Raw genomic sequence first — 20,392 nt, forward strand, 5'->3', positions numbered from 1 at the left:
ACTCGATCTCGTCGCGCTGGCGGCCCAGCTCGGATGTGATCGAGCCGAAAAGTTCCGGGTCGCGGTCGGACAGGGATTGGGTGAAAAAGCCATTGGAACGGTGGGGGGCGTTCACGTGGAAACCTCCTGAAGAAGCCTCCCGACCGGGTCACGGCGGGAGGAAGTTTGGGGAACAGTTCAGATCACGCGGTCGCGGGGCGTGCGACCGGCGAAGAAGTCACTGAGGTTATCCAGCACCCGAAACCCCATCGCCTCACGCGCTTCCTTTGTGGCGCTGCCCAGATGAGGCAGCATCACAAGATTGTCGCAGTGCAGAAGGTCCGAACAAATGCGCGGTTCGCCGTCGAATACATCCAGCGCCGCACCACCGATCATGTCGAAGGTCAGGGACTGAACCAGCGCCCGCTCGTCGATGACCTCTCCGCGTGCGGCGTTGATCAGGAAGGCGTCCGGTTTCATCAGATCCAGCCTGCGCGCATTGATCAGGTGTCGGTTCGCGGCCCCGCCGGGGCAATGCAGCGAGACAAAGTCGCAAGCCGGCAGCAACTCATCAATCGACCCGACCTGAGTGGAATTGCACCGCGCCAACACGTCCGGGTCCACCGGACTGCGGTTGTAAACCAGCACCTCCATGCCAAAGCCATGATGCGCGCGGCGGGCCATTTCCTGACCGATGCGGCCATACCCGATGATGCCCAGCGTCTTGCCGCTGACCTTGGTACCGACCAGATGCGTAGGCCGCCAGCCTGTCCAGTTGCCTGAACGCAGTTCCCGTTCGCCTTCACCGGCGCGGCGGGCCACCATCAGCAGCAGGGTCATGGCAATATCGGCGGTGCATTCAGACAGCACGTCGGGCGTATTGGTGACGGTCATGCCAAGCTCGCGCGCCGACGGCTCGCAGATATGGCTGTAGCCGACACCGTAATTGGCAAGGATCTTGGTCTGCGCACCGGGCACGTCCAGCGCCTCAGCGCTGAGCGTGTCGGTGACGGTGGGAAGCACCGCATCATAGGATTTCAGAGCCTGCCGGATCTCAGACGGGGACATGGGTTTGTCGCCGGTGTTCAGAACCGCGTCGTAGTTCTCAGCTAGTTGCGCCTCGACGGCGGCGGGCCAGCGGCGGGTGACAAGAACAGAAGGTTTGACCATCACGCAGCCTCCATGACCCGAGCGATTGTTTCACCGATCACCGCCGGATTTTCGGCAACGGTCACACCGGCGGCAGACAGAATCTCGACCTTCTCGCTGGCGCTTTCGCCAAAGGCTGAGATGATCGCGCCCGCATGCCCCATGGTCCGGCCCTTGGGCGCGGTCAGACCCGCGACGTAGGCGATCACCGGCTTGGTGATGTGGTCGCGGATGTATTCCGCCGCCTCGGCTTCCTGAGGGCCGCCGATCTCACCGATCATGGCGATGACATGGGTGTCTTCGTCGTCCTCGAACCGCTGCAGGATATCCTTGAAGGACGATCCGTTGATCGGGTCGCCGCCGATACCGACACTGGTCGACACACCAATCCCGCGCTCTTTCAGCTGTGCGGCGGCTTCATAGCCCAGCGTGCCCGAGCGCCCGATGATCCCCACATGGCCGGGCAGATAGATATGCCCCGGCATGATCCCCAGCAGCGCCTTGCCGGGTGAGATCGTACCCGCGCAGTTCGGCCCAGTCAGAACCATGCGTTTGTCCTTGGGATAGCGGTACATGTACCGTTTCACCCGGATCATGTCCTGCGCCGGGATGCCGTCGGTGATGCAGACGCAGTAGCGGATACCGGCATCTGCGGCCTCCATGATCGAATCCGCCGCAAAGGGGGGCGGCACGAAGACAAGGCTGGCATCTGCGCCGGTCGCTTCAACGGCCTGTTTGACGGTGTCAAAGACCGGAACGCCTTCGACGGTTTCGCCGCCTTTGCCGGGCACCACGCCGCCGACGACATTGGTGCCGTATTTCAGCATGTCCTTGGTGTGGAACCGGGCCATGCGCCCGGTGATGCCCTGCACGATGACGCGCGTATCACGATCGAGAAGAATGCTCATTACACAGCCCTCATCTTGGTGTTTTGGGACAAATCGTTGCGCCATGCGCCCACGGCGCGTTCGGCGGCTTCCATTAGTGTGGTGGCGCGGATGATCGGTAAGCCGGATTTGGCGAGGATTTTCTGGCCTTCTTCGACATTTGTTCCGGCCAGCCGCACGACCACGGGAATGTCGAGGTCCAGTTCTTTCAGCGCCTGAACCACACCTTCGGCCACCCAGTCGCAGCGGTTGATGCCCGCGAAGATGTTCACAAGGATTGCCTGTACGTTGTCATCCGACAGAACCAGCCGGAAGGCTTTGGCCACCCGCTCGGGCGAGGCCCCTCCACCAATGTCGAGGAAGTTGGCAGGCTCACCCCCGGCCAGCTTGATCGTGTCCATCGTCGCCATCGCCAGCCCGGCGCCGTTCACGATACAGCCGATATTGCCGCCCAGCCCGACATAAGACAGACCGCGATCCGCTGCGCGACTTTCGCGCGGGTCTTCCTGACTTTTGTCGCGCAGTTCAGCGATTTGCGGATGACGGAACAGGGCGTTGTCGTCAAAGCTCATCTTGGCGTCCAGCGCCAGAACGCGGTCGTCGCCAGTGATGACCAGTGGGTTGATCTCAACCATGGTGGCGTCCAGATCGCTGAAGGCAGCGTAACAACCTTGCAGAGTGCGCACCATTTGCTGGATCAACTTGGGTTCCAGACCCAATTTGAACGCAATCTCGCGGGCCTGAAACTCCTGCAGCCCGACCGCCGGTTCAACAATCGACCGCACAATGCTTTCGGGACGGTCGGCTGAGATATCCTCGATCTCCATCCCCCCTTCGGATGATGCCACGATCATCACCCGCTGGCTTGAGCGGTCCAGCACAAACCCCAGATAGATCTCGCGATCAATCGGCACGGCGGCTTCGACATAGACGCGGTAGATGCCTTTGCCTTCGGGGCCGGTTTGATGGGTGACCAGCTTGCGACCAAACAGGTCATCGCAGGCCTGATAGATCTCGTTTTCGGTGTTGCACAGCTTGACGCCGCCCGCCTTGCCGCGCCCGCCCGCGTGGACCTGCGCCTTGACGATCCACTTGTCGCCGCCCAGTTCACGCGCCCGATAGGCCGCCTGTTCGGGGCTGTAGGCCAGCGCGCCCGCAGGCACGTCGACGCCAAAATTCGAAAGGACTTCCTTGGCCTGATATTCATGGATATCCATCTGATCCGCTCCTGATTATGCAGCGATTGAGGTGCCGTAACGGCTTTCCAAAAGGGCTTCGATTGCGTCCGCGTCGACCTGACCGCCCAGTTCCTGAATGGCTTCGGCAAACAGGCGCACGATCCGGCTGACCGCCTCGCGGTTCAATTGGTTGAGGATGCCGATCCGCACCTGCACCGGCGCGCTGAGCGTCGGCCATATGCCAAAGCCCCGGGCGCGACAGTTCTGCACCAGCTCCATTTCGCGGCCCGCCAGTTCCGGGGGCAGGTTCAGCACCACGAGGCTGGGCATGTCCGAGGTGACCTGACACCCCATCTCGATAACCGCATCGCGCAGCACGCGCTCGTGGGTCCGGTATGACATCGACCGCTTGGCCAGACCTTCGATCAGGGTCAGGCGCAGGGATTCATGGAACGCGGCCACCGCATAGGCCGAATGGGTGCGGTGATAGGTACCTTTCTCGACATCCTGCCCGTCAACGATACCCCAATGGCGGGCCTCGAAGATCGGGTTGTGGACGTAAGAATACGCTCCGGTCGCCATCAGTGTCTCGATATAGGCATCCGTGAAGCTGACCGGCGCGTAAGTCAGCGGCAGGCAGCACAGGCCCTTCTGCGGGCAGGACGCCCAACCGGCAATGCCCGGAAAGTCATCGATTGAGAAATCATCGACGCCCAACGACGACACCGCGTCGATCAGACCCATCGCGCCATGCCGCTGACATGCATCCGAGAACCCGCGCAGATCGTTGACGCGACCCGAGCCGGTTTCCCAATGCGCCATGAACGCCCATTTGGGTTTGTGCTCGGCCAGAGCAGCCTCGACCATCTCGCCTGTCACCGGCTGGCCATGGGGCACGTCGATCACCGTCACGCTGGCGGCTTGGGGATCAAGGGGGTTGGCGGCATGCTCTTGCGGCGTGGCGGCCTTGATCCGCAGGGTCAGCGCGTCGATGCCGGAAAAGGTGCCATTGGCAAAGGCCACAACCTTGTCGCCGGGCACAACGGCCGAGAACATGGTGTCCAGCGCGCTCCAGCCGGTTCCGGCCACGGCGAAGGTATGGGCGTTGTCCGTCCCCCAGATCTTCCGCAGCATGTGCTTGCACTCGATCATGCCGCGCAGCACATCACCCTGCATGTGATCCGCGACACCTGCCCTGGCGAAGGCCTGAAGCACACGCGCATCCGTGTTGCCCGGTCCTGGGCCCGCGGCAAGGGTCTCGGGGATTTCGAGCGGAGGGTAAATCTGGAATGTCATACTGTGTCATCCTCGGCTGTGGAGCGGGCGGCGCGCCCGAACTGTTTTGTTGCCGTGTAGAAAACGCAGACTTGCCCTATGACGCAACGTAACTTACTACTGCTTTTGGATGCCCAATAGTATGGGTATCTTCCTACCCATAACGGTAAAAATACCGAGGTATACAAAAGATCGGCCCACCCAAATGGGTAGGTTCTCGGAAAATCAGGGCAAAATCAGATGGTTGAACTTCCAAAATCTCCGATCGAGATCATGCTGGCGGACAGCAACCCGCTGGTTCTGTCTGCCATGTCGGAAATCTTTGAGCGGGATCCGCGATTCTCTTTGGTAGCCACATCCGCTACTGCCGAGGGGTTTCTGGGAACGGTGGTGCGTGTGCCCGTTCACGTGGGCGTGGTGGACTGGACGCTGCCGGTTCTGGGGGCCGCCAAGCTGATCGAAGTGCTGCGCGATCAGGCCAACGCACCACGGTTTGTCGTCTATGGTGAAGCGGGCGGAGATATTCCGCGCCTGGCCATGCAAGCCGGGGCTGCCGGTTTTGCCCCCCGGTCCGGCGCGGTCGAGGGGCTGCTGGAAACCTGTGCCGAGGTTGCCGCCGGGAAGATGGTGTTCCCCTTCATCGACGTCCGGAAGATGCAGCAGGACCCGATAGAAAGCCTGTCGCGCAAGGAACGCGCAATCCTCGACGCACTGGCGCAGGGTATGTCCAACCGCGAATTGTCGAAGGAACTGCAAATCTCGACAAACACGGTGAAGTTCCACCTGTCGAATATTTACGAAAAGCTCTCGGTCAAAAACAGGACGCAGGCAATTGCGCAGTTCTATTCGGCCCGGATGCCCAAAGGCTAGGCCCGCTTGTTCGCAGGTGGAATTCGCGCGGTTTTCAGGGCAAACTGATCCTGCGCGCCTATGGCAGGAGGTCCCGGAATGCCCCAATACAACGATATGTTCGAACTATCGGTCGAGGATATGGACCTGATCGAACAGGCATTGCGACAGGCGATGACGTCTTATGCCACCGAAATTACCGGGAATTCCAACGAAGACCGCACAAACCTTGAGGATACGGTACGCCGGATGCATGACCTTCTGGGCCGACTGCATGACCAGAAAATCTTCTACCGACCCAAGCATGGGACCTATATTGGCGGCTGACTGGACACATTCTGCCTCGTGCGCATTCGACAAAGTGATTTGGCAAGTCGCGGCCAAATCGGTTCAATGACAGCAGGAGGCGCGCCATGCAAAAACCGGAACGGTTCGAGAAATTCTATTTCGCCAAGGTCGGAATGGGCGAAGCCTGCGGCTGCGCCGAACGGGTAATTGACGTGTACGAATTCAACCGCAAAGGCGGTGCGCAGGCAAAGCAGGCATTGAAACAGGATAGGCGCAAGCGTCGGTCTTTTCGGTCCTGGGCGCTGAAATACGGACTGCTCAGCCGCAAGCCTCGGGCTTAAATCCCGACATATCTTTGCGAAATCTCCGGGGTCAGTTCGGCCATTGTCCCCTGCCACACGGTTTTTCCACGTTCCAGGATCACCGCGTGATCTGAAATTGCCGAGAGTTCTTTCAGCGACTTGTCGATCACAAGAATGGCCATGCCCGTGTCGCGTTTCAGCCGGGCAATTGCGGCCCAGATTTCCTGCCGGATGATCGGTGCCAAACCTTCGGTGGCTTCGTCCAGTATCAAAAGCTGCGGATTTGTCATCAACGCGCGCCCGATGGCCAGCATCTGTTGTTCGCCCCCCGACAGGGATGCCGCGCGCTGACCCGAACGTTCCGCCAGTCGGGGAAACAGCGCACCCACCGTTTGCAACGTCCATTCGCCGGGGCGTGCAGCAGCGATCAGGTTTTCGCGCACGGTCAGGTCGCGAAAACAGCGCCGGCCTTCGGGCACCAGCCCGACCCCAAGACGGGCCACCTTATGGCTCGGCAACATGTGCAACGCGCGCCCCGCAAACTCCAGACGGCCATCCGAGGGCATCATGCGGCAGATCGCACGCACGGTTGTTGTCTTGCCCATGCCGTTGCGCCCCATCAGGGCCAGAACCTCACCCGCATCCAGTGACAGGTTTACGCCAAACAGGGTTTGCGACGGACCGTAAGAGGCGGTCAGGTTTTCAACGCACAGAAGGCTCATGCGCTGTCTCCCAGATAGGCGTCCTGCACCTCTTGCGACCTGCGGATATCATCGACGCTGCCTGTGGCGATGATCCGGCCATAGACCAGAACGCTGATCCGGTCTGCCAAGGCAAAGACCGCATCCATATCATGTTCAACCAGCAGAATGGGGGCCTCGGCGCGCAGCCCGTCCAGAAAACCTGTCATCGCTTTGGACCCTTCCGCCCCCAGCCCGGCCATCGGCTCATCCATGACAAAGGCCTTTGGTTTCAGCGTCAGGGCAACGGCCACTTCAAGCTGGCGGCGCTGACCATGCGAAAGGTCCGCGCAGCGGGTATCCCTGACATCGGCAAGCCCGACGCGCTCCAGCGCCTCTGTCGCGCGGGCATTCAGGTCAGCCTTGCGCGTGACCGGGCGAAACAGAGACCACGCGCCCGAGGTCGCGCCGATGGCCCCCAGAAGCACATTCTCGAAAACACTGTCCTCCATCGCCAGGGCCGAGATCTGGAATGTCCGGCCCAGCCCGGCCTGCGCGCGGGCGGCGGTGCTCAGGCCCGTGACGTCCTGCCCCATCAAATCGACGCGGCCCTGATCGGGGGCAAGGCTGCCGCTGATCTGTCCGATCAGGGTGGATTTTCCCGCCCCGTTCGGGCCAATGATGGCGTGTATCTCACCCGGTTGCAGATCGATCGAGACATCGTCTGTTGCTGTCAAAGCGCCAAAAGATTTCGTCAGGCCATGCGTGGCAAGGATCGGCTCAGACATGCGCGCCCTCCTTACCCGTCAACAGGCCAATCACCCCGCCGCGCCCGAACAGGACGATCAACAACAGGATCGTGCCCAGCCAAACGTGCCAGAAATCGGTCAGGCCACCCAGCCAGTGCTCCAGCGCAACAAAAATCACCGCGCCGATGACCGGGCCCATCAGCCGCCCGACCCCGCCGATGACGATCAGGATGATCAACTCTCCCGAAAGCTGCCAGCTGAACATGGTGGGTGAGACGAACCGGTTGAGATCGGCGAACAAAGCGCCCGCCAATCCGGTAACTGCGCCCGAGATGACAAAGGCCACCAGTTTCAGGTGCATCGGGTTCAGGCCGACGGTTTCGACCCGCTCGGGCGTCTGGCGGGCGGCATTCAGGGCCAGCCCGAAAGGTGAATTGCGCAAGCACCATTGCAGCAAAAGCGCCAGGCATAAGGCAACAAAGCACAACCCGAAGAACTGGATCGGGTCCAGCGTATTCAGCCCGGGAAACCCGTTGCGCACATAGATCGACAGGCCGTCTTCGCCGCCATAACTGCCCCAGGAAATGGCGAAGTAGTAGAACATCTGCCCGAAGGCGAGGGTGATCATGATGAAATACACGCCCGTCGTGCGCAGGCTGAGCAGCCCGATCACCCAGGCGGCCAGAGCGGAAATCACCGTCGCCGTCAGCCAGATCACCGGCATCGATTTTGTGCCTTCTATCGTGAACGGCCCCAGTTCCAGCGGCACATAGGTTTGCGCATGATAGGCAAGAATGCCCATCGAATAGCCGCCCAACCCGAAGAAAGCGGCATGCCCAAAAGACACCATGCCACCGATGCCAAGCGCGATGTTAAGGCCCACCGCCGCCAGCGCCAGGATCACGGCGCGGGTGGTCAGGGTGATCGTAAAGATCTCATCTACGCTCAGCGCCCAAAGTGGCAGCGCCACAAGGCCCGCGATCACGGCCCAGTTGATAAGGCGTTCCGAGATCATGCGCGCGCCCCGAACAGGCCAGAGGGTCGCCAGATCAGAACGATGCTCATCAGGATATAAACCGACATCGAGGCAAGCGCTGAGCCGGTTTGCGTGGCCGCGCCGCTTTCCATGAACAGCTTGAACAGCTCGGGCAGGAAGATACCGCCCAGCGTGTCCGTCAGCCCCACCAGCAGCGACCCGATAAACGCGCCCCGGATCGAGCCGATGCCGCCGATCACGATGACCACAAAGGCAAGGATCAGCACCGGCTCGCCCATCCCAACCTGCACCGACTGGATCGCGCCGACCAAAGCTCCGGCAAGCCCCGCTAGCGCTGCGCCGAGGGCAAAGACCAGCGTATAAAGCTTCGAGATATCGACGCCCAGTGCGGCAATCATCTCGCGATCATTCTCGCCTGCGCGGATCTGGATGCCGATACGCGTACGCGCCGTCAGCCACCACAGGCCAAGCGCCACCACAAGGCCGATCCCGATCAGGACAAGGCGGTATAGCGGGTATTGGATACCGCCCGGCAGGGTCACAGGGCCCGACAGGTAATCGGGCACATCCAGAAACAGCGGGAAGGACCCAAAGACGTACCGGGTGCCCTCGGAAAAGATCAGGATCAGCGCAAAGGTCGCCAGCACCTGATCCAGATGCGCCGCTTTGTACAGCCGCCGGATCACCACCATCTCGATCAGCGTTCCGGCCATGGCCGCCGCCGCCAAAGCCGCGATCAGCGCCAGCAGGAACGAACCTGTCGCACCCGCAACCCAAGCGGCCGCGAAGGCGCCAACCATATAGAGCGACCCGTGCGCGAGGTTGATCAGGCCCATGACGCCAAAGATCAGGGTAAGGCCCGCTGCCATCAGAAACAGCATGACACCGAACTGCAATCCGTTCAGGACCTGCTCGATAACAAGTAGTGTGGACATCACGCGTTCCGGTGTCCCGAATCCGATCCGGGAGGGTTGGTCAAAGGACGAAGGGGAAGCCCCGGGATCAACCCCGGGGCGTGGTGCTACATGCTACAGTCAGCAGCATATGCGTCGGAATGGTTCTCAAGCGCGGTGCCGATGATCTTGTTGGTGAAGACATCGCCTTCCTGAACGACCTCGCGCGCATAGATCGTCTGTACCGGATGGTGGTTTGGACCAAATGAGAAATCGCCGCGCGTGCTGTCGAAATTCGCGGCCCGCAGCGCCTCGCGGAACGCGTCCGCATCGGACACGTCTGCGGCCTCGATGGCCGAGATCAGCAGGTTCGCCGTGTCAAAGCCCTGGCTGGCATAGAGCGACGGCAGACGTCCGTATTCCGCCTGAAAGCTTTCGACAAAGGCCGCGTTCGTCGGGTTGTCGATATCCTTGTTCCATTGAGACGTATTCACCACCCCAAGTGCCGCATCCCCGACCGCTTGCAGAATCCCCTGATCAAAGCTGAACGCAGGACCCACGACCGGAATGTCCACGCCACTGTCGGCATATTGCTTGAGGAAGGAAATCCCCATGCCGCCGGGCAGGAAGAAATACACGCTGTCCGCGCCCGAGGCGCGGATTTGCGCGATTTCGGCGGCATAGTCGGTCTGACCCAGCTGGGTATAGACCTCGCTCGCTACATCGCCTTCGAAGGTCCGCTTGTATCCGGTCAGGGCGTCGGTCCCGGCGGGATAGTTCGGGGCCATGATGAAGCTGTTGCTATAGCCTGCGGTATTGGCATAGGCGCCCGCAGCCTCGTGCAGGTTGTCGTTCTGCCATGCGACATTGAAATAGTTGGGGTGACACCCCTTACCGGCCAGCGGCGAGGGTCCGGCATTCGGAGACAGATAGAATTTCCCCTGCGCCGTGACCGAGGGCACAACGGCCATGGCAAGGTTCGACCAGATGATACCGGTCAGCACATCCACCTTTTCGGACTGGATCATCTTGTCGGCAAGCTGCACCGCGATATCCGGTTTGCGCTGATCATCCTCGATGACAACTTCGATATCGTCGCGGCCCGATTGCTGGATCGCCAGCATGAACCCGTCGCGCACGTCGATGCCCAGACCGGCCCCGCCGCCCGACAATGTGGTGATCATGCCCACCTTGGTCTCGGCCAGCGCCGGGGCTGCCATCAAAGCTGCGGCCGCCGTTGCCATAAGAATCTTCTTCATCTTGGTTCTCCCCGTCACTTGTTTTCGTCTTTATGCCAAGTGTTAAGCATTCTTTGGACCCGGCTTTCAATTCAAATCGCTGCCCCCTGCCCCGGAAAACCGGCGCGTCGCCCTTTCAAACCTATGAAAGACATGCAACGCTCGGGCCGCAGGCCAGATCCGAACCGGTCCCAATTGCAGCCTGAAAGCAAAGGATTTTTCTGTGGCACACGCTTCGACACGAACCCTTTCGCTGACCGAAATCCGGTCTTTGGCCAAATCAGTGCTGATCCGCGCCGGTATGGATGAGCGTGGCAGCGACGTTCTGGCCGATATTGTCACACAATCCGAACGCGACGGGCCGCGCAGCCACGGCCTGCGCAACCTGCCGGTCTATGTGCAAAGCTTCACCTCGGGTTATGCCAACCCGTCCGCGCAACCGGAAATCAAGCGCATCGCGCCGGGTGTTCTGCGTGGCGACGGGGACAACGGGTATTATCAGATCGCAGCCACCGCCGCCCGTGACGAGCTGATCGCCATGGCGCGCGAGAATGGCATTGCCGCCTTCACCTGTGCCAATTGCCACCATCTGGCCGCCCTGCGGTTCGATACGGAACCTCTGGCCGAGGCGGGTTTGGTGGCGCTCGCCGTGGTCAACTCACTGTCTTTGGTGGTGCCGCAGGGCGGACAACGCCCGGTGTTTGGCACCAACCCCATGTCTTTTGCCTGCCCGCGCGACGGGGCCGAACCGGTGGTGTGGGATCAGGCATCCTCGGCCGTTGCGTTTCTGGATATCAAGATGGCCGCTGCCGAAGGGCATGACCTGCCGCACCCCGCCGGGCTGGATACCGAAGGCAACCCGACTGCGGACCCGAACGCCATTCTGGAAACCCGCAGCCTGCTGCCCTTTGGCGGTCACAAAGGGGCCGGAATTGCCTTTCTGGTTGAGGTTTTGGGCGCAGCCCTTGCAGGCGGCACCCTGTCCGTCAATAACGACGCGCGCGAGGCGCATGGCGCGCTGAACATCAAGGGCGGCGCAACATTGATCGCGCTGGACCCGGCGCGATTTGGCAATGATGCGTTTGCGGACTACGTCGCCCGGATCTGCGCCGAAATCGAAGGCAGTGGCGACGCCCGCGTTCCCGGTGACGGACGGCTAAGACGGCGGGCCGAAGCCCAAGAAAATGGCGTGGCCGTCAGTGTTGATGTTCTGGACCAGCTTGAGGCGTTGATCTAAGGACAGCCAAGGCAGCACACGACTCAAGGACCCTCAGCCATGTATATCGAACCTTTCGGCGTCGAGATTTGGATGAACGAATGGGAAACCAGATGCGACTGGAATCTGGCCGAAACCTGCGTGGAAAGCCTGACCATTCAGGAATTGCTGACCCTGACAGGGCGAAACGCAACCGACCTGTCCGAGCTTCTGGACCTGAAAATGACCTATGGCGCCATCGAAGGGTCCGACCGGCTGCGCCGCGCCATTGCGGCGCTGTATGAAAACCAGTCGGTTGAAAACACAATCGTCACCCACGGCACGATCGGGGCCAATATGCTGATCCATAAAACTCTGGTCTCACGCGGAGACCGGGTTGTGGCCGTGGTGCCGACCTATCAGCAACACTACTCAATCCCCGCCAGCATCGGCGCGGATGTGCATCATCTTCAGCTGCGCGAGGAAAACGAATTCCTCCCCGATCTGGACGAGTTGCACGCCCTTGTGACACCAGAGACAAGGCTGATCGCGCTGAACAACCCCAACAACCCAACCGGCGCGTTGATGGACCGGGCCATGTTGGAAGACATCGCCGACATTGCCCGCGCGGCGGATGCGTGGATTTTGTGTGATGAGGTGTATCGGGGCACCGATCAGGACGGCTCGGGCATCAGCGCGTCGATTGCCGACATCTACGAAAAAGGCATCAGCACTGCGGGCATGTCCAAAGCGTACTCACTGGCGGGTTTGCGGCTGGGCTGGATCGCCGCACCAACCGAGGTGATCGAGGCGGTGACCATTCACCGCGACTATGACACCATCTCGGTCGGAATGATCGACGATCACTTTGCTGCGCTGGCGCTAGAGAACAAAGACAAGCTTTTGGCCCGCAGCCAGCGGATCACGCGCGGCAATCTGGAAACCCTGCAGGATTGGGTGGCGCAGGAACCAAAAATCACCTGGGTCAAACCAAAATCCGGCACCACGGCCCTGCTGAAATACGACCTGCCAATCAGTTCCCGCGATTTCTGTGTAAAGCTGTTGCAGGAGACCGGCGTGATGTTCACCCCCGGATCAGCCCTTGGGATGGAGGGCTATGTGCGCATCGGCTATGCCAACGGTCCTGAAATCCTGAAACAGGGCTTGTCCCGCGTGTCAGAGTTTCTGGCAGCAAGATAAGCCCGGTGGCCACAACAAAGACGCGCCACCTTATGCGAATTTCCCCGGCAAGGCGAATGCTCGCCAAGGGAATGGCCGAAAGCCGCCGCTACTTTGCCTTGTGATTTGCAATTTCTTCCTCGAAAAAGGATTGGTTCTTCGCAACAATGGCCGGGCTTTCTTAACCGCCGGCCCAACCTGATTGATGTGGATTTAATATTTTGAGACCCCAGCACCAAATGCCGGCTGCCCCACGTCATGAACTGCGCAATACGCGCAATCAGGGTATGACCTTTCTGGCGCTAGCCTTTCTGTTCAGCATCTTCGTGAACCTGCTGATGCTGACCGGGCCGTTGTTCATGCTGCAGGTCTATGACCGTGTTCTGGGCTCGCGCGCGGTCGAAACGCTGACGGCACTGTTTTTGCTGGTCGCGCTGCTTTATGGACTGATGGCCATGCTGGATTTCGCGCGCGGGCGCATCGTCGCGCGGTTTGGTGCGCGGTTCCAGTCGAAGTTGGACGCACGGGTGTTTGACGCCACCCTTCGCCGGTCGCTGAACCCGCAGGCCCGTGCAGCCCCGGCAACGGCACTGCGCGATCTCGAGTCGATCCAGAACCTGTGTGCCTCCCCGGTTTTACTGGCGGTGATGGATATCCCCTGGACCCCGGTGTTTTTGGCCGCGATTTTCATCTTTCACCCGCTGCTGGGCTGGCTGGCCGTCGCGGGTGGGGGGTTGCTGATCGTGATTGCGCTGCTGAATCAGGCCCTGACCCGCCGCAAAGTGGCCGAGGCGCAAGCCGCATCAGCGCGGGCGAATGCCTTTTCCGAACACGCGCGACAGGCGGCGGAAGTTGTCCGCTCGCAAGGGATGCAGCAGGACGTGACGCTACGCTGGCTGAACCAGCGCTCGGACGCGTTGCGCCAGACCATTGCGGCCAGTGACTGGACCGGCAGCTTTACCTCGCTGACCAAATCGCTGCGCCTGTTCCTGCAATCGGCCATGCTGGCGCTTGGGGCCTGGCTGGTGTTGCAGAACGAGCTTTCACCCGGTGCGATGATTGCCGGATCGATCCTGCTGGGCCGCGCGCTTGCGCCCGTCGAACAATCAATCGGACAATGGGGCATGGTCGAAAAGGCCCGTACCGCCTGGGCCTCGCTAAACCAGTTTCTGGACCACACCCCGCCCGAGGCTGAACGGACCAAGCTGCCGACACCTTCAGCGCAACTGGCGGCAAAGGGGCTGACGGTCATCCCGCCGGGTGCCACTGCACCGACCTTGCGCAATGTCACGCTGAACCTTGAACCCGGAACAGCGCTTGGTGTGATTGGCAAAAGCGGGTCGGGCAAGACCACTCTGGCCAAGGCTTTGCTGGGTCTCTGGCACCCCGCCGCGGGTGAAATTCGTCTGGGTGGTGCAACGCTGGACCAATATGACCCTAACGATCTGGGTCAGCACATCGGGTATCTGCCGCAGCAAGTGACCCTGTTCAACGGGTCAGTGGCCGAAAACATTGCGCGCATGTCCCAGAACCCCGATTCTCAGGCCGTGGTCGATGCCGCCAAAAAGGCGAACGCGCACGAGCTGATCCTGTCTCTTGAAAAGGGCTATGACACGTTTCTGGAAGGCAATGACAGTCAGTTGTCGGGCGGTCAGAAACAGCGCATCGCACTGGCCCGCGCCCTTTATGGGGACCCTGTGTTGTTGATTTTGGACGAGCCGAACTCGGCGCTGGACGCAGACGGAACCGAGGCGCTGAATGCCGCTGTGCGCGGGCTGAAAGCCGCCGGGAAGTCGGCGATCATCATGACGCACCGGCCGCAGGCGATCTCGGAATGTGACAATCTGGCGGTGGTCGAGAAGGGGCAAGTGGTCAAGTTCGGCACCCGCGACGAGGTTCTGAATGCCATGGTCCAGAATGCCGGGGCGATCAAACGAAACCTCAGCCAGGTGACTTCGAGATGACGGACACTTCGAAACCGGATGGGCGTTCCGCGTGGCGGATCACCCTGCCTGCCTTGGTCGGCTTTGCTGCGCTGTTTTTTCTGGTGGGCGTGCTTGGTGTCTGGAGCGTCACGCAACGTCTGGCCGGGGCCATCGTTTCGTCCGGTGTGATCGAGGTGCAAAGCAACCGTCAGGTCATACAGCACCCCGATGGCGGTGTGGTCGGCGAAATTTTCGTGCGCGACGGGGCCGTTGTCTCCAGCGGGGATCTGCTGCTGCGGCTGGATGACACCTTCCTGTCGTCGGAAAAGACCATTGTCGAGGCGCAGCTGTTCGAGCTGCTGGCCCGCCGTGCCCGGCTTGAGGCCGAACGCGACAATGCCGCGCCTGAAGACCTGGCCGCCCGTCTGCGCGAAGTTCAACAGGAAAACGGCATCGCCCCGGACCTGATCGACGGGCAACAACGCCTGTTCGACGCACGGCTGAACACCTTGGCCCAGCAGACCGAACAGCTGAGCAAACAGTTGGTGCAAACCGAAAGCGAGATTGACGGAACCGAGGCGCAGCTTGTCTCGCTGCGCCGTCAGGTCGATCTGATCCAGCAAGAGCTTGAGGATCAGCAAAGCCTGCTGGACCGCGGCCTGACCCAAGTCAGCCGGGTGCTGGCCCTGCAACGGGAAGAAGCCAACCTGACCGGTGAAATCGGACGACTTGAGGCCGCAGTGGCCCGGCTGAAAGGTCAGATCGCGGCGACCGAGATTCAAATCCTTGAACTGGCCGCCACCCGCCGGGAAGAGGCGATCACCACCTTGCGCGACGTGCAATCTCAGGTCGCGGAATTGTCGGAACGGCGTTTGTCCCTGACCGAGCGTCTGTCACGGCTGGACATCCGCGCACCGGTTTCGGGTACGGTTTACGACAGTCAGGTGTTTGCGCTGCAATCGGTGATCCAACCGGCTGAACCGATGATGTATGTGGTGCCGCAGGACACGCCTTTGGTGGTGGCGGCACGGGTGGACGCAATCCATGTGGATCAGTTGCATGTGGGCCAACCGGTCGCCCTGCGCTTTCCTGCCTTCAACCAGCGGGAAACGCCCGAGATTGACGGGCATGTGATCAACGTCTCGGCCGACACATTCACCGACGATCAGACCGGCTTTACCTTTTACCGGGCCGAGCTTGTGCCGGATGACGGGCAGGTCGAACGCTTGAACGGTCAGGCTTTGCTGCCCGGCATGCCGGTCGAGGCAATGATCAAGACAGACGAGCGCACCCCCCTGTCCTATCTGGTCAAACCGATGTCCGATTACTTCAACCGCGCCTTCCGCGAGTGATCAGCTTTTGACATCACCCGAGAACCGCGCGGCGTTTTCCCTGGCGAATGCGCTGGCATCGGCATCAGCATCCCAGAATTGCGGGTTTGCCTTGGGAATGGTCAGCGCCCTCTGAACCGCAGGGCGCGCGTCGATGCGGTCAAACCACGCGTTCAGATGCGGCAGGTCATCCACCTTCACCCGAGCCCATACATACGCCCGCGCCCAAGGATACAGCATCATATCCGCAATCGTGTATTCCCCCGCTGCGATCCAGTCGCGCCCGTTCAGGCGATCATTCATCACCTCCATCAGCCGGCGGCTTTCGTCGACATAGCGGCGGATGGAGAATGGCTCCTCATGGCCGTTCGGGGCGGCGATGTGCTGAAAATACATTGCCTGCCCCATCATCGGCCCAACATGGCCAGCCTGAAACAGCATCCATTGCATGACCTCGGACCGCTTGACCGGATCGGACGGCAGGAATTTTCCGTATTTCTCGGCCAGATGCCACAGGATCGCACCGCTTTCGAAAATCGCCCGCCCTTCGGTCCGGTCTTCGATCGTGGGGATTTTGCCATTGGGGTTCAGGGCCAGAAACTCGGGCGTTTTCTGTTCCTGCTTTGAGAAATTGATATGAGTCAGGTCATAGGGAATACCTGCCTCTTCCAGAAAAATGACAGGCTTGTAACCGTTCATGGTTCCGGCGGTGTACAGATGAATTTCGGCTTGGGACATGGTCATCCTCAGTGCGTTCGGGGTTTGCGGGCGGCCATGCCGAGTCGGGCTTGGCGTATCGTGAACCTGTGAATTGCGGGAAGGAAAAGCAACCAGTATACTTTTTGTAACCTAGTAATCCGGAAAAGGCGCGAAAGATGCGGGCACAGATCAATCAGGACAAAGATGGGCGTCGCATCGCCACCAATGCCTGCGCCGAACCTTGCGCGATAGAACGTGGAATGCGGATCATCGGTGGCAAGTGGACCGGGTCCATTCTGTGGCACCTCAAGGATGGGCCTGTGCGCTTTAACGACCTGTCCCGCATGATCGGAGGTGCCAGCAAGAAGATGATCGCCGAACGCCTCAGGCAGCTTGAAGAGCAAGGGCTTGTTCACCGACGCGTGATGAACACCGCACCGGTTTCAGTTCAGTATTCGATCACCGCGTTCGGCCGGACCGCCCTGGGCTTTCTGGATGAGCTGAGGAAATGGAGCGATCAGTTGCCGCCCGCACTGACAGCATCCGACCCTACCTCTGAATAACCGCGTTTTCCCAGTCGCTCAGGAATTTCCGCCGTTTCAACTGATCGAGATAGGTCAGCAATGCAGGGCCCAGAACAATCGTCCCGCGCGCGTTTGCGGCCCCGTCCGATTGCAGCGTCGGCAGCGAGGCCGCTCCGCCCGCGTTTTGCGCGATCAGGTAGCGCACGAACAGCTCGGCGGTTTGGGGTTCCGGAGTACCCGCCAATCCCATCGCCGTGCGCATCATTGTGGTTTGGAAATCCGTCGGCAGGATGACCTGCAGCACACCATCCCGATCCGCTCGCCCCGCCGCGTAGCTGCCAAGCACGTTATAGGCAACGGAAATGGTGCCATCCGTCAAATCGTCGATCATCGCACCTGAACAGCAATACAGATGAACGCCGAGGCCTCCCATCACCTCCATCAACCGCCAATAGGTTTCCGAGGCCCGCGCGTCCTGCGTTGCAAACAGATAGCCCAACCCCGAGTCCCGAATATCATAGGTCCCGACCTTGCCGCGAAAATCCTGCGGACGGGCACGCAGGATCTCGATCAACTCCTGTCGGGTTTCGGGGATCGGCCCGCCTTCGAAAGCGGCACGGTTGATTACGATTGAGGCCGGTTCCGAGGTAAACGCAAACAGGCTGTCATGCCATTGCGCCCAGTCCGGATGGGGTATGTCCGTCAGCGGCAGACCAAACCCGTCATTGGCCAGTTTCAACTGCAGGTCCATCGCGCTTGAGATGACGATGTCAAACGCATCCGGGTCGGCGCGGACCAGACGGTCGATATCGGCGGTGGTGGTCACAAGATACTCGATCCCGATCATTGGATTTTCGGAAATGAAACCCTCGATCAGTGGCGCAAACAACACCGTGTCGGTACTGGACAGAACGCGCAGAACCGGACCACCGGCATCCGCGTTGAACACCTGCCGATCTTCCCAGTCCTGAGCCGACACAGCGCAGGGCAACAAAAGAAACGCTAAAGCAATAAGGTAACGCATGCGCCGCCCTCCTGCCGGTTGCTGAGGGTCAGTGTGCCCCCATGCGCCGTCGCCACATCCTGCGCAATCGTCAGACCAAGACCGGATCCGATGGTTCCAATGGCGTTCTGGCCGCGCTCAAACCGGCGGGTCAGCAGGTCAATCTCGTCCGGTGGGAAACCCGGCCCCCGATCGCTGACAGTGACTTTGGGCGGGGTTGTGACCTCGATCCTGACGGTGCTGTCGGCGGGTGCGTATTTCAGCGCGTTGTCGATCATGTTGCGCACCGCATTCTGGATCAGGATAAGATCGCCCGAATAAGGCACCGCCGGATCACCTGTCAGCGACAATGACAGATCCTTCATCTCGGCAATTGGTGTCAGGCGCTGGACCAGATCGCGGATCAGGGTGACCAGATCGATCTCTTCCCGTTCCAGATGATCGGCCCGAAAGGTGATCATCGCATGATCCAGCAACTGCCCCGCCGCGCGTGAACTTTCGTCGATGGCCCGCACCATCGACCGCAACGCCTCGCGGTTTTCTTCCTTTTCCACGCGCTGCAACGTGGCATCCGCATAAGACCGGACCGTTGCCAAAGGGGTACGAACGCGATGCGCGGCCTCGGCAATAAATTCCTCGGACTGGCTCAGCGAGTGGTCCAGCCGCCCCATCAGGGAATTCAGCGACGTCACCAGCGGCGCCATTTCCCGTGGCACCGGTTTTCGGAACGGGCTCAGGTCCTGCGGCCCCCGTCGCGTGACGGATGTGGTCAGCTTGTTCAACTGCCCAATGGTGGTGGAGGTCGCCCAAAAGGACAAGCCGGCGGCCAGGGCAAAGAACCCCAGCCCCAGCAAGGCAGCATTACGCGAGATCTGATCCAGCGTCTCGGCCAGCGCGTCCTGCGTTTGCCCCAAGGCCACTTCTACCTGTGTCCGGGTGCCAAGCCCGACCAAGGTCCGGCTGGCGCTGACCTGCCTAATCGCCTCGCCCCGGACCTGACCCGAGCGGAAGGTCCAGCCACCGTCCGGGGTCCTGTTGGTTACGGGCAAATCGTCATAGCCGGACAAAAGCTGGCCGTCCTGAAAGATTGCATAAAACACCCTGTCATCCGACGGGGTGTTGAGCATGGAAAACGCGGCATAAGGAATATCGACCTCAAGCTCTCCGTCCCGCAGCGCCACGGCATCCAGGATCGAGGTGACCGACGCACCAAGGATATTGTCCTGCCCTTGCTGCGCCACGCGGGCCGCGTAGCTGCGCACGGCAAAGAACAGTAAAAGCGCCAGAATGGCCGCGCCTCCGATCAGGGTCAGCACCAGCCGGTTGCGTAAAGACCCCGAGACGGCAGCGCTAGCGGACATGATCCAACCTGTACCCCAGCCCGCGCAACGTGGTGATCTTCAGGTCCGAGCTTTCAAGATGCTTGCGCAGGCGGCCCACATAGACCTCAATAGCGTTATCCGAGACGTTGTCGTCATAGGAAAACAACCGATCCGCCAGCTTCTGTTTGGAAAACACCTGACCGGGGGCGTTCAGAAACAACTCCAACAGGCGCAGTTCGCGGTTGCGCAGCGACACGGTCTCGGACCCCACACCCAGATGACCCGCGACAGGGTCGAAAACGATCCCACCAATCTCAATCGTCGATTTGGCGATCCCTGATTTGCGCCGCAGCACGGCGCGACAGCGGGCCTCAAGCTCGGCATGATCGAAGGGTTTGGTGACGTAATCATCTGCCCCCAGATCGAGCGATCCGATTCGATCCGACACCTGACTGCGGGCGGTCAGAACGATGACAGGTGTGTCCAGATGACTGGCCCGATGCCGTTTCAGAAAGTCGCGACCGTCGCCGTCGGGCAGCATGATGTCCAGCAGGATCAGGTCATATTCCTCGGTGTCCACATAGGCCGTTGCATCATCCAGTTTCGCTGCATGATCAACGACATGGCCATCCAGCCGCATCCGCGAACTGATCGCATTCGCGAGGTCCATATTGTCTTCGACCAGCAGGAATTTCATGAGGCGTAAGCAGTATTTTCGCGCGTGACAGGTTGATGTCAGGTTGATGTGTT

21 protein-coding genes are annotated in these 20,392 nt (G+C 60.6%); 8 read left to right on the forward strand and 13 right to left on the reverse strand.

Going from position 1 to position 20,392, the window contains the following annotated elements; all coding sequences use genetic code 11:
• Positions 1 to 177: 177 nt before the first annotated feature.
• The 4 genes from ACR0KX_RS20645 to ACR0KX_RS20660 are packed head-to-tail and all read right to left on the reverse strand — an operon-like array spanning position 178 to position 4,489.
• Positions 178 to 1,149, reverse strand: a complete 972-nt coding sequence (locus tag ACR0KX_RS20645) for a 2-hydroxyacid dehydrogenase (RefSeq protein ID WP_170624905.1) — start codon at positions 1,147 to 1,149, stop codon at positions 178 to 180.
• Complete coding sequence (gene sucD, locus ACR0KX_RS20650) at positions 1,149 to 2,036, reverse strand: succinate--CoA ligase subunit alpha (RefSeq protein ID WP_170456675.1); 888 nt, start codon at positions 2,034 to 2,036, stop codon at positions 1,149 to 1,151. Before sucD ends, ACR0KX_RS20645 begins: the two co-directional genes overlap by 1 nt.
• Positions 2,036 to 3,232, reverse strand: a complete 1,197-nt coding sequence (locus ACR0KX_RS20655) for a malate--CoA ligase subunit beta (protein WP_480708750.1) — start codon at positions 3,230 to 3,232, stop codon at positions 2,036 to 2,038. Before ACR0KX_RS20655 ends, sucD begins: the two co-directional genes overlap by 1 nt.
• A 15-nt stretch (positions 3,233 to 3,247) precedes the next feature.
• Positions 3,248 to 4,489, reverse strand: coding sequence for a pyridoxal-phosphate-dependent aminotransferase family protein (locus ACR0KX_RS20660; RefSeq protein WP_480708751.1), 1,242 nt, complete (start codon positions 4,487 to 4,489; stop codon positions 3,248 to 3,250).
• A gap of 219 nt (positions 4,490 to 4,708) precedes the next feature.
• On the opposite strand from ACR0KX_RS20660, the gene ACR0KX_RS20665 reads away from it, so the two are divergent.
• From ACR0KX_RS20665 to ACR0KX_RS20675, 3 genes are all read left to right on the forward strand, one after another.
• Positions 4,709 to 5,338 (forward strand): LuxR C-terminal-related transcriptional regulator, encoded by a 630-nt coding sequence (locus tag ACR0KX_RS20665; protein WP_480708752.1) that lies wholly within the window; start codon positions 4,709 to 4,711, stop codon positions 5,336 to 5,338.
• A gap of 78 nt (positions 5,339 to 5,416) precedes the next feature.
• Positions 5,417 to 5,644: a hypothetical protein gene (locus tag ACR0KX_RS20670; protein ID WP_170624908.1), complete on the forward strand. Its 228-nt coding sequence runs from the start codon at positions 5,417 to 5,419 to the stop codon at positions 5,642 to 5,644.
• A gap of 86 nt (positions 5,645 to 5,730) precedes the next feature.
• On the forward strand, positions 5,731 to 5,946 hold the full coding sequence (locus ACR0KX_RS20675) for a hypothetical protein (RefSeq protein WP_170624909.1): 216 nt from the start codon (positions 5,731 to 5,733) through the stop codon (positions 5,944 to 5,946).
• On the opposite strand, the gene ACR0KX_RS20680 is transcribed toward ACR0KX_RS20675, so the two are convergent.
• The 5 genes from ACR0KX_RS20680 to ACR0KX_RS20700 all read right to left on the reverse strand — a co-directional run bounded on the left by ACR0KX_RS20680 (position 5,943) and on the right by ACR0KX_RS20700 (position 10,485).
• A complete protein-coding gene (locus ACR0KX_RS20680; RefSeq protein ID WP_170624910.1) occupies positions 5,943 to 6,629 on the reverse strand; it encodes a branched-chain amino acid ABC transporter ATP-binding protein in 687 nt (228 codons plus the stop codon). The two genes, ACR0KX_RS20675 and ACR0KX_RS20680, sit on opposite strands and share 4 nt — an antisense overlap.
• A complete protein-coding gene (locus tag ACR0KX_RS20685) occupies positions 6,626 to 7,375 on the reverse strand; it encodes an ABC transporter ATP-binding protein (protein ID WP_170624911.1) in 750 nt (249 codons plus the stop codon). Before ACR0KX_RS20685 ends, ACR0KX_RS20680 begins: the two co-directional genes overlap by 4 nt.
• Positions 7,368 to 8,351, reverse strand: coding sequence for a branched-chain amino acid ABC transporter permease (locus ACR0KX_RS20690; protein WP_170624912.1), 984 nt, complete (start codon positions 8,349 to 8,351; stop codon positions 7,368 to 7,370). The genes ACR0KX_RS20685 and ACR0KX_RS20690 overlap by 8 nt, the downstream gene beginning before the upstream one ends.
• Entirely contained in the window at positions 8,348 to 9,268 is a 921-nt protein-coding gene (locus ACR0KX_RS20695; RefSeq protein WP_170624913.1) for a branched-chain amino acid ABC transporter permease, read from the reverse strand. Before ACR0KX_RS20695 ends, ACR0KX_RS20690 begins: the two co-directional genes overlap by 4 nt.
• Before the next feature lie 86 nt (positions 9,269 to 9,354).
• Positions 9,355 to 10,485 (reverse strand): ABC transporter substrate-binding protein, encoded by a 1,131-nt coding sequence (locus ACR0KX_RS20700; protein ID WP_170624914.1) that lies wholly within the window; start codon positions 10,483 to 10,485, stop codon positions 9,355 to 9,357.
• A 202-nt stretch (positions 10,486 to 10,687) separates the two neighbouring features.
• Between ACR0KX_RS20700 and ACR0KX_RS20705 the strand changes: the two genes are divergently transcribed.
• The 4 genes from ACR0KX_RS20705 (at position 10,688) to ACR0KX_RS20720 (ending at position 16,115) form a co-directional block, all read left to right on the forward strand.
• Positions 10,688 to 11,701 (forward strand): Ldh family oxidoreductase, encoded by a 1,014-nt coding sequence (locus ACR0KX_RS20705; RefSeq protein WP_480708753.1) that lies wholly within the window; start codon positions 10,688 to 10,690, stop codon positions 11,699 to 11,701.
• A 39-nt stretch (positions 11,702 to 11,740) separates the two neighbouring features.
• Complete coding sequence (locus tag ACR0KX_RS20710) at positions 11,741 to 12,859, forward strand: aminotransferase (RefSeq protein WP_480627373.1); 1,119 nt, start codon at positions 11,741 to 11,743, stop codon at positions 12,857 to 12,859.
• A gap of 218 nt (positions 12,860 to 13,077) precedes the next feature.
• Positions 13,078 to 14,802: a type I secretion system permease/ATPase gene (locus ACR0KX_RS20715; RefSeq protein ID WP_480708754.1), complete on the forward strand. Its 1,725-nt coding sequence runs from the start codon at positions 13,078 to 13,080 to the stop codon at positions 14,800 to 14,802.
• On the forward strand, positions 14,799 to 16,115 hold the full coding sequence (locus tag ACR0KX_RS20720; RefSeq protein ID WP_480708755.1) for an HlyD family type I secretion periplasmic adaptor subunit: 1,317 nt from the start codon (positions 14,799 to 14,801) through the stop codon (positions 16,113 to 16,115). Before ACR0KX_RS20715 ends, ACR0KX_RS20720 begins: the two co-directional genes overlap by 4 nt.
• On the opposite strand, the gene ACR0KX_RS20725 is transcribed toward ACR0KX_RS20720, so the two are convergent.
• Entirely contained in the window at positions 16,116 to 16,832 is a 717-nt protein-coding gene (locus ACR0KX_RS20725; protein ID WP_170624917.1) for a glutathione S-transferase N-terminal domain-containing protein, read from the reverse strand.
• A gap of 137 nt (positions 16,833 to 16,969) precedes the next feature.
• Here ACR0KX_RS20725 and ACR0KX_RS20730 point away from each other — a divergent pair, with 137 nt between their 5' ends.
• Positions 16,970 to 17,356, forward strand: a complete 387-nt coding sequence (locus ACR0KX_RS20730) for a winged helix-turn-helix transcriptional regulator (protein ID WP_170624918.1) — start codon at positions 16,970 to 16,972, stop codon at positions 17,354 to 17,356.
• On the opposite strand, the gene ACR0KX_RS20735 is transcribed toward ACR0KX_RS20730, so the two are convergent.
• Genes ACR0KX_RS20735 through ACR0KX_RS20745 form a run of 3 tightly spaced genes read right to left on the reverse strand, consistent with a single transcriptional unit; the run spans position 17,343 to position 20,339 of the window.
• On the reverse strand, positions 17,343 to 18,341 hold the full coding sequence (locus ACR0KX_RS20735) for an ABC transporter substrate-binding protein (protein ID WP_170624919.1): 999 nt from the start codon (positions 18,339 to 18,341) through the stop codon (positions 17,343 to 17,345). The genes ACR0KX_RS20730 and ACR0KX_RS20735 overlap by 14 nt on opposite strands.
• Complete coding sequence (locus ACR0KX_RS20740; protein ID WP_170624920.1) at positions 18,320 to 19,681, reverse strand: sensor histidine kinase; 1,362 nt, start codon at positions 19,679 to 19,681, stop codon at positions 18,320 to 18,322. Before ACR0KX_RS20740 ends, ACR0KX_RS20735 begins: the two co-directional genes overlap by 22 nt.
• Entirely contained in the window at positions 19,671 to 20,339 is a 669-nt protein-coding gene (locus ACR0KX_RS20745; RefSeq protein WP_170456638.1) for a response regulator transcription factor, read from the reverse strand. The genes ACR0KX_RS20740 and ACR0KX_RS20745 overlap by 11 nt, the downstream gene beginning before the upstream one ends.
• Between the last annotated feature and the right edge of the window lie 53 nt (positions 20,340 to 20,392).

This window comes from Ruegeria sp. BG5, assembly GCF_056538425.1.

Coding starts and splice junctions, on each gene's coding strand:
- ACR0KX_RS20645 (WP_170624905.1), bottom strand. CDS start 1,149: ATGGTCAAACCTTCTGTTCTTGTCACCCGCCGCTGGCCCGCCGCCGTC.
- sucD (WP_170456675.1), bottom strand. CDS start 2,036: ATGAGCATTCTTCTCGATCGTGATACGCGCGTCATCGTGCAGGGCATC.
- ACR0KX_RS20655 (WP_480708750.1), bottom strand. CDS start 3,232: ATGGATATCCATGAATATCAGGCCAAGGAAGTCCTTTCGAATTTTGGC.
- ACR0KX_RS20660 (WP_480708751.1), bottom strand. CDS start 4,489: ATGACATTCCAGATTTACCCTCCGCTCGAAATCCCCGAGACCCTTGCC.
- ACR0KX_RS20665 (WP_480708752.1), top strand. CDS start 4,709: ATGGTTGAACTTCCAAAATCTCCGATCGAGATCATGCTGGCGGACAGC.
- ACR0KX_RS20670 (WP_170624908.1), top strand. CDS start 5,417: ATGCCCCAATACAACGATATGTTCGAACTATCGGTCGAGGATATGGAC.
- ACR0KX_RS20675 (WP_170624909.1), top strand. CDS start 5,731: ATGCAAAAACCGGAACGGTTCGAGAAATTCTATTTCGCCAAGGTCGGA.
- ACR0KX_RS20680 (WP_170624910.1), bottom strand. CDS start 6,629: ATGAGCCTTCTGTGCGTTGAAAACCTGACCGCCTCTTACGGTCCGTCG.
- ACR0KX_RS20685 (WP_170624911.1), bottom strand. CDS start 7,375: ATGTCTGAGCCGATCCTTGCCACGCATGGCCTGACGAAATCTTTTGGC.
- ACR0KX_RS20690 (WP_170624912.1), bottom strand. CDS start 8,351: ATGATCTCGGAACGCCTTATCAACTGGGCCGTGATCGCGGGCCTTGTG.
- ACR0KX_RS20695 (WP_170624913.1), bottom strand. CDS start 9,268: ATGTCCACACTACTTGTTATCGAGCAGGTCCTGAACGGATTGCAGTTC.
- ACR0KX_RS20700 (WP_170624914.1), bottom strand. CDS start 10,485: ATGAAGAAGATTCTTATGGCAACGGCGGCCGCAGCTTTGATGGCAGCC.
- ACR0KX_RS20710 (WP_480627373.1), top strand. CDS start 11,741: ATGTATATCGAACCTTTCGGCGTCGAGATTTGGATGAACGAATGGGAA.
- ACR0KX_RS20715 (WP_480708754.1), top strand. CDS start 13,078: ATGCCGGCTGCCCCACGTCATGAACTGCGCAATACGCGCAATCAGGGT.
- ACR0KX_RS20720 (WP_480708755.1), top strand. CDS start 14,799: ATGACGGACACTTCGAAACCGGATGGGCGTTCCGCGTGGCGGATCACC.
- ACR0KX_RS20725 (WP_170624917.1), bottom strand. CDS start 16,832: ATGTCCCAAGCCGAAATTCATCTGTACACCGCCGGAACCATGAACGGT.
- ACR0KX_RS20730 (WP_170624918.1), top strand. CDS start 16,970: ATGCGGGCACAGATCAATCAGGACAAAGATGGGCGTCGCATCGCCACC.
- ACR0KX_RS20735 (WP_170624919.1), bottom strand. CDS start 18,341: ATGCGTTACCTTATTGCTTTAGCGTTTCTTTTGTTGCCCTGCGCTGTG.
- ACR0KX_RS20740 (WP_170624920.1), bottom strand. CDS start 19,681: ATGTCCGCTAGCGCTGCCGTCTCGGGGTCTTTACGCAACCGGCTGGTG.
- ACR0KX_RS20745 (WP_170456638.1), bottom strand. CDS start 20,339: ATGAAATTCCTGCTGGTCGAAGACAATATGGACCTCGCGAATGCGATC.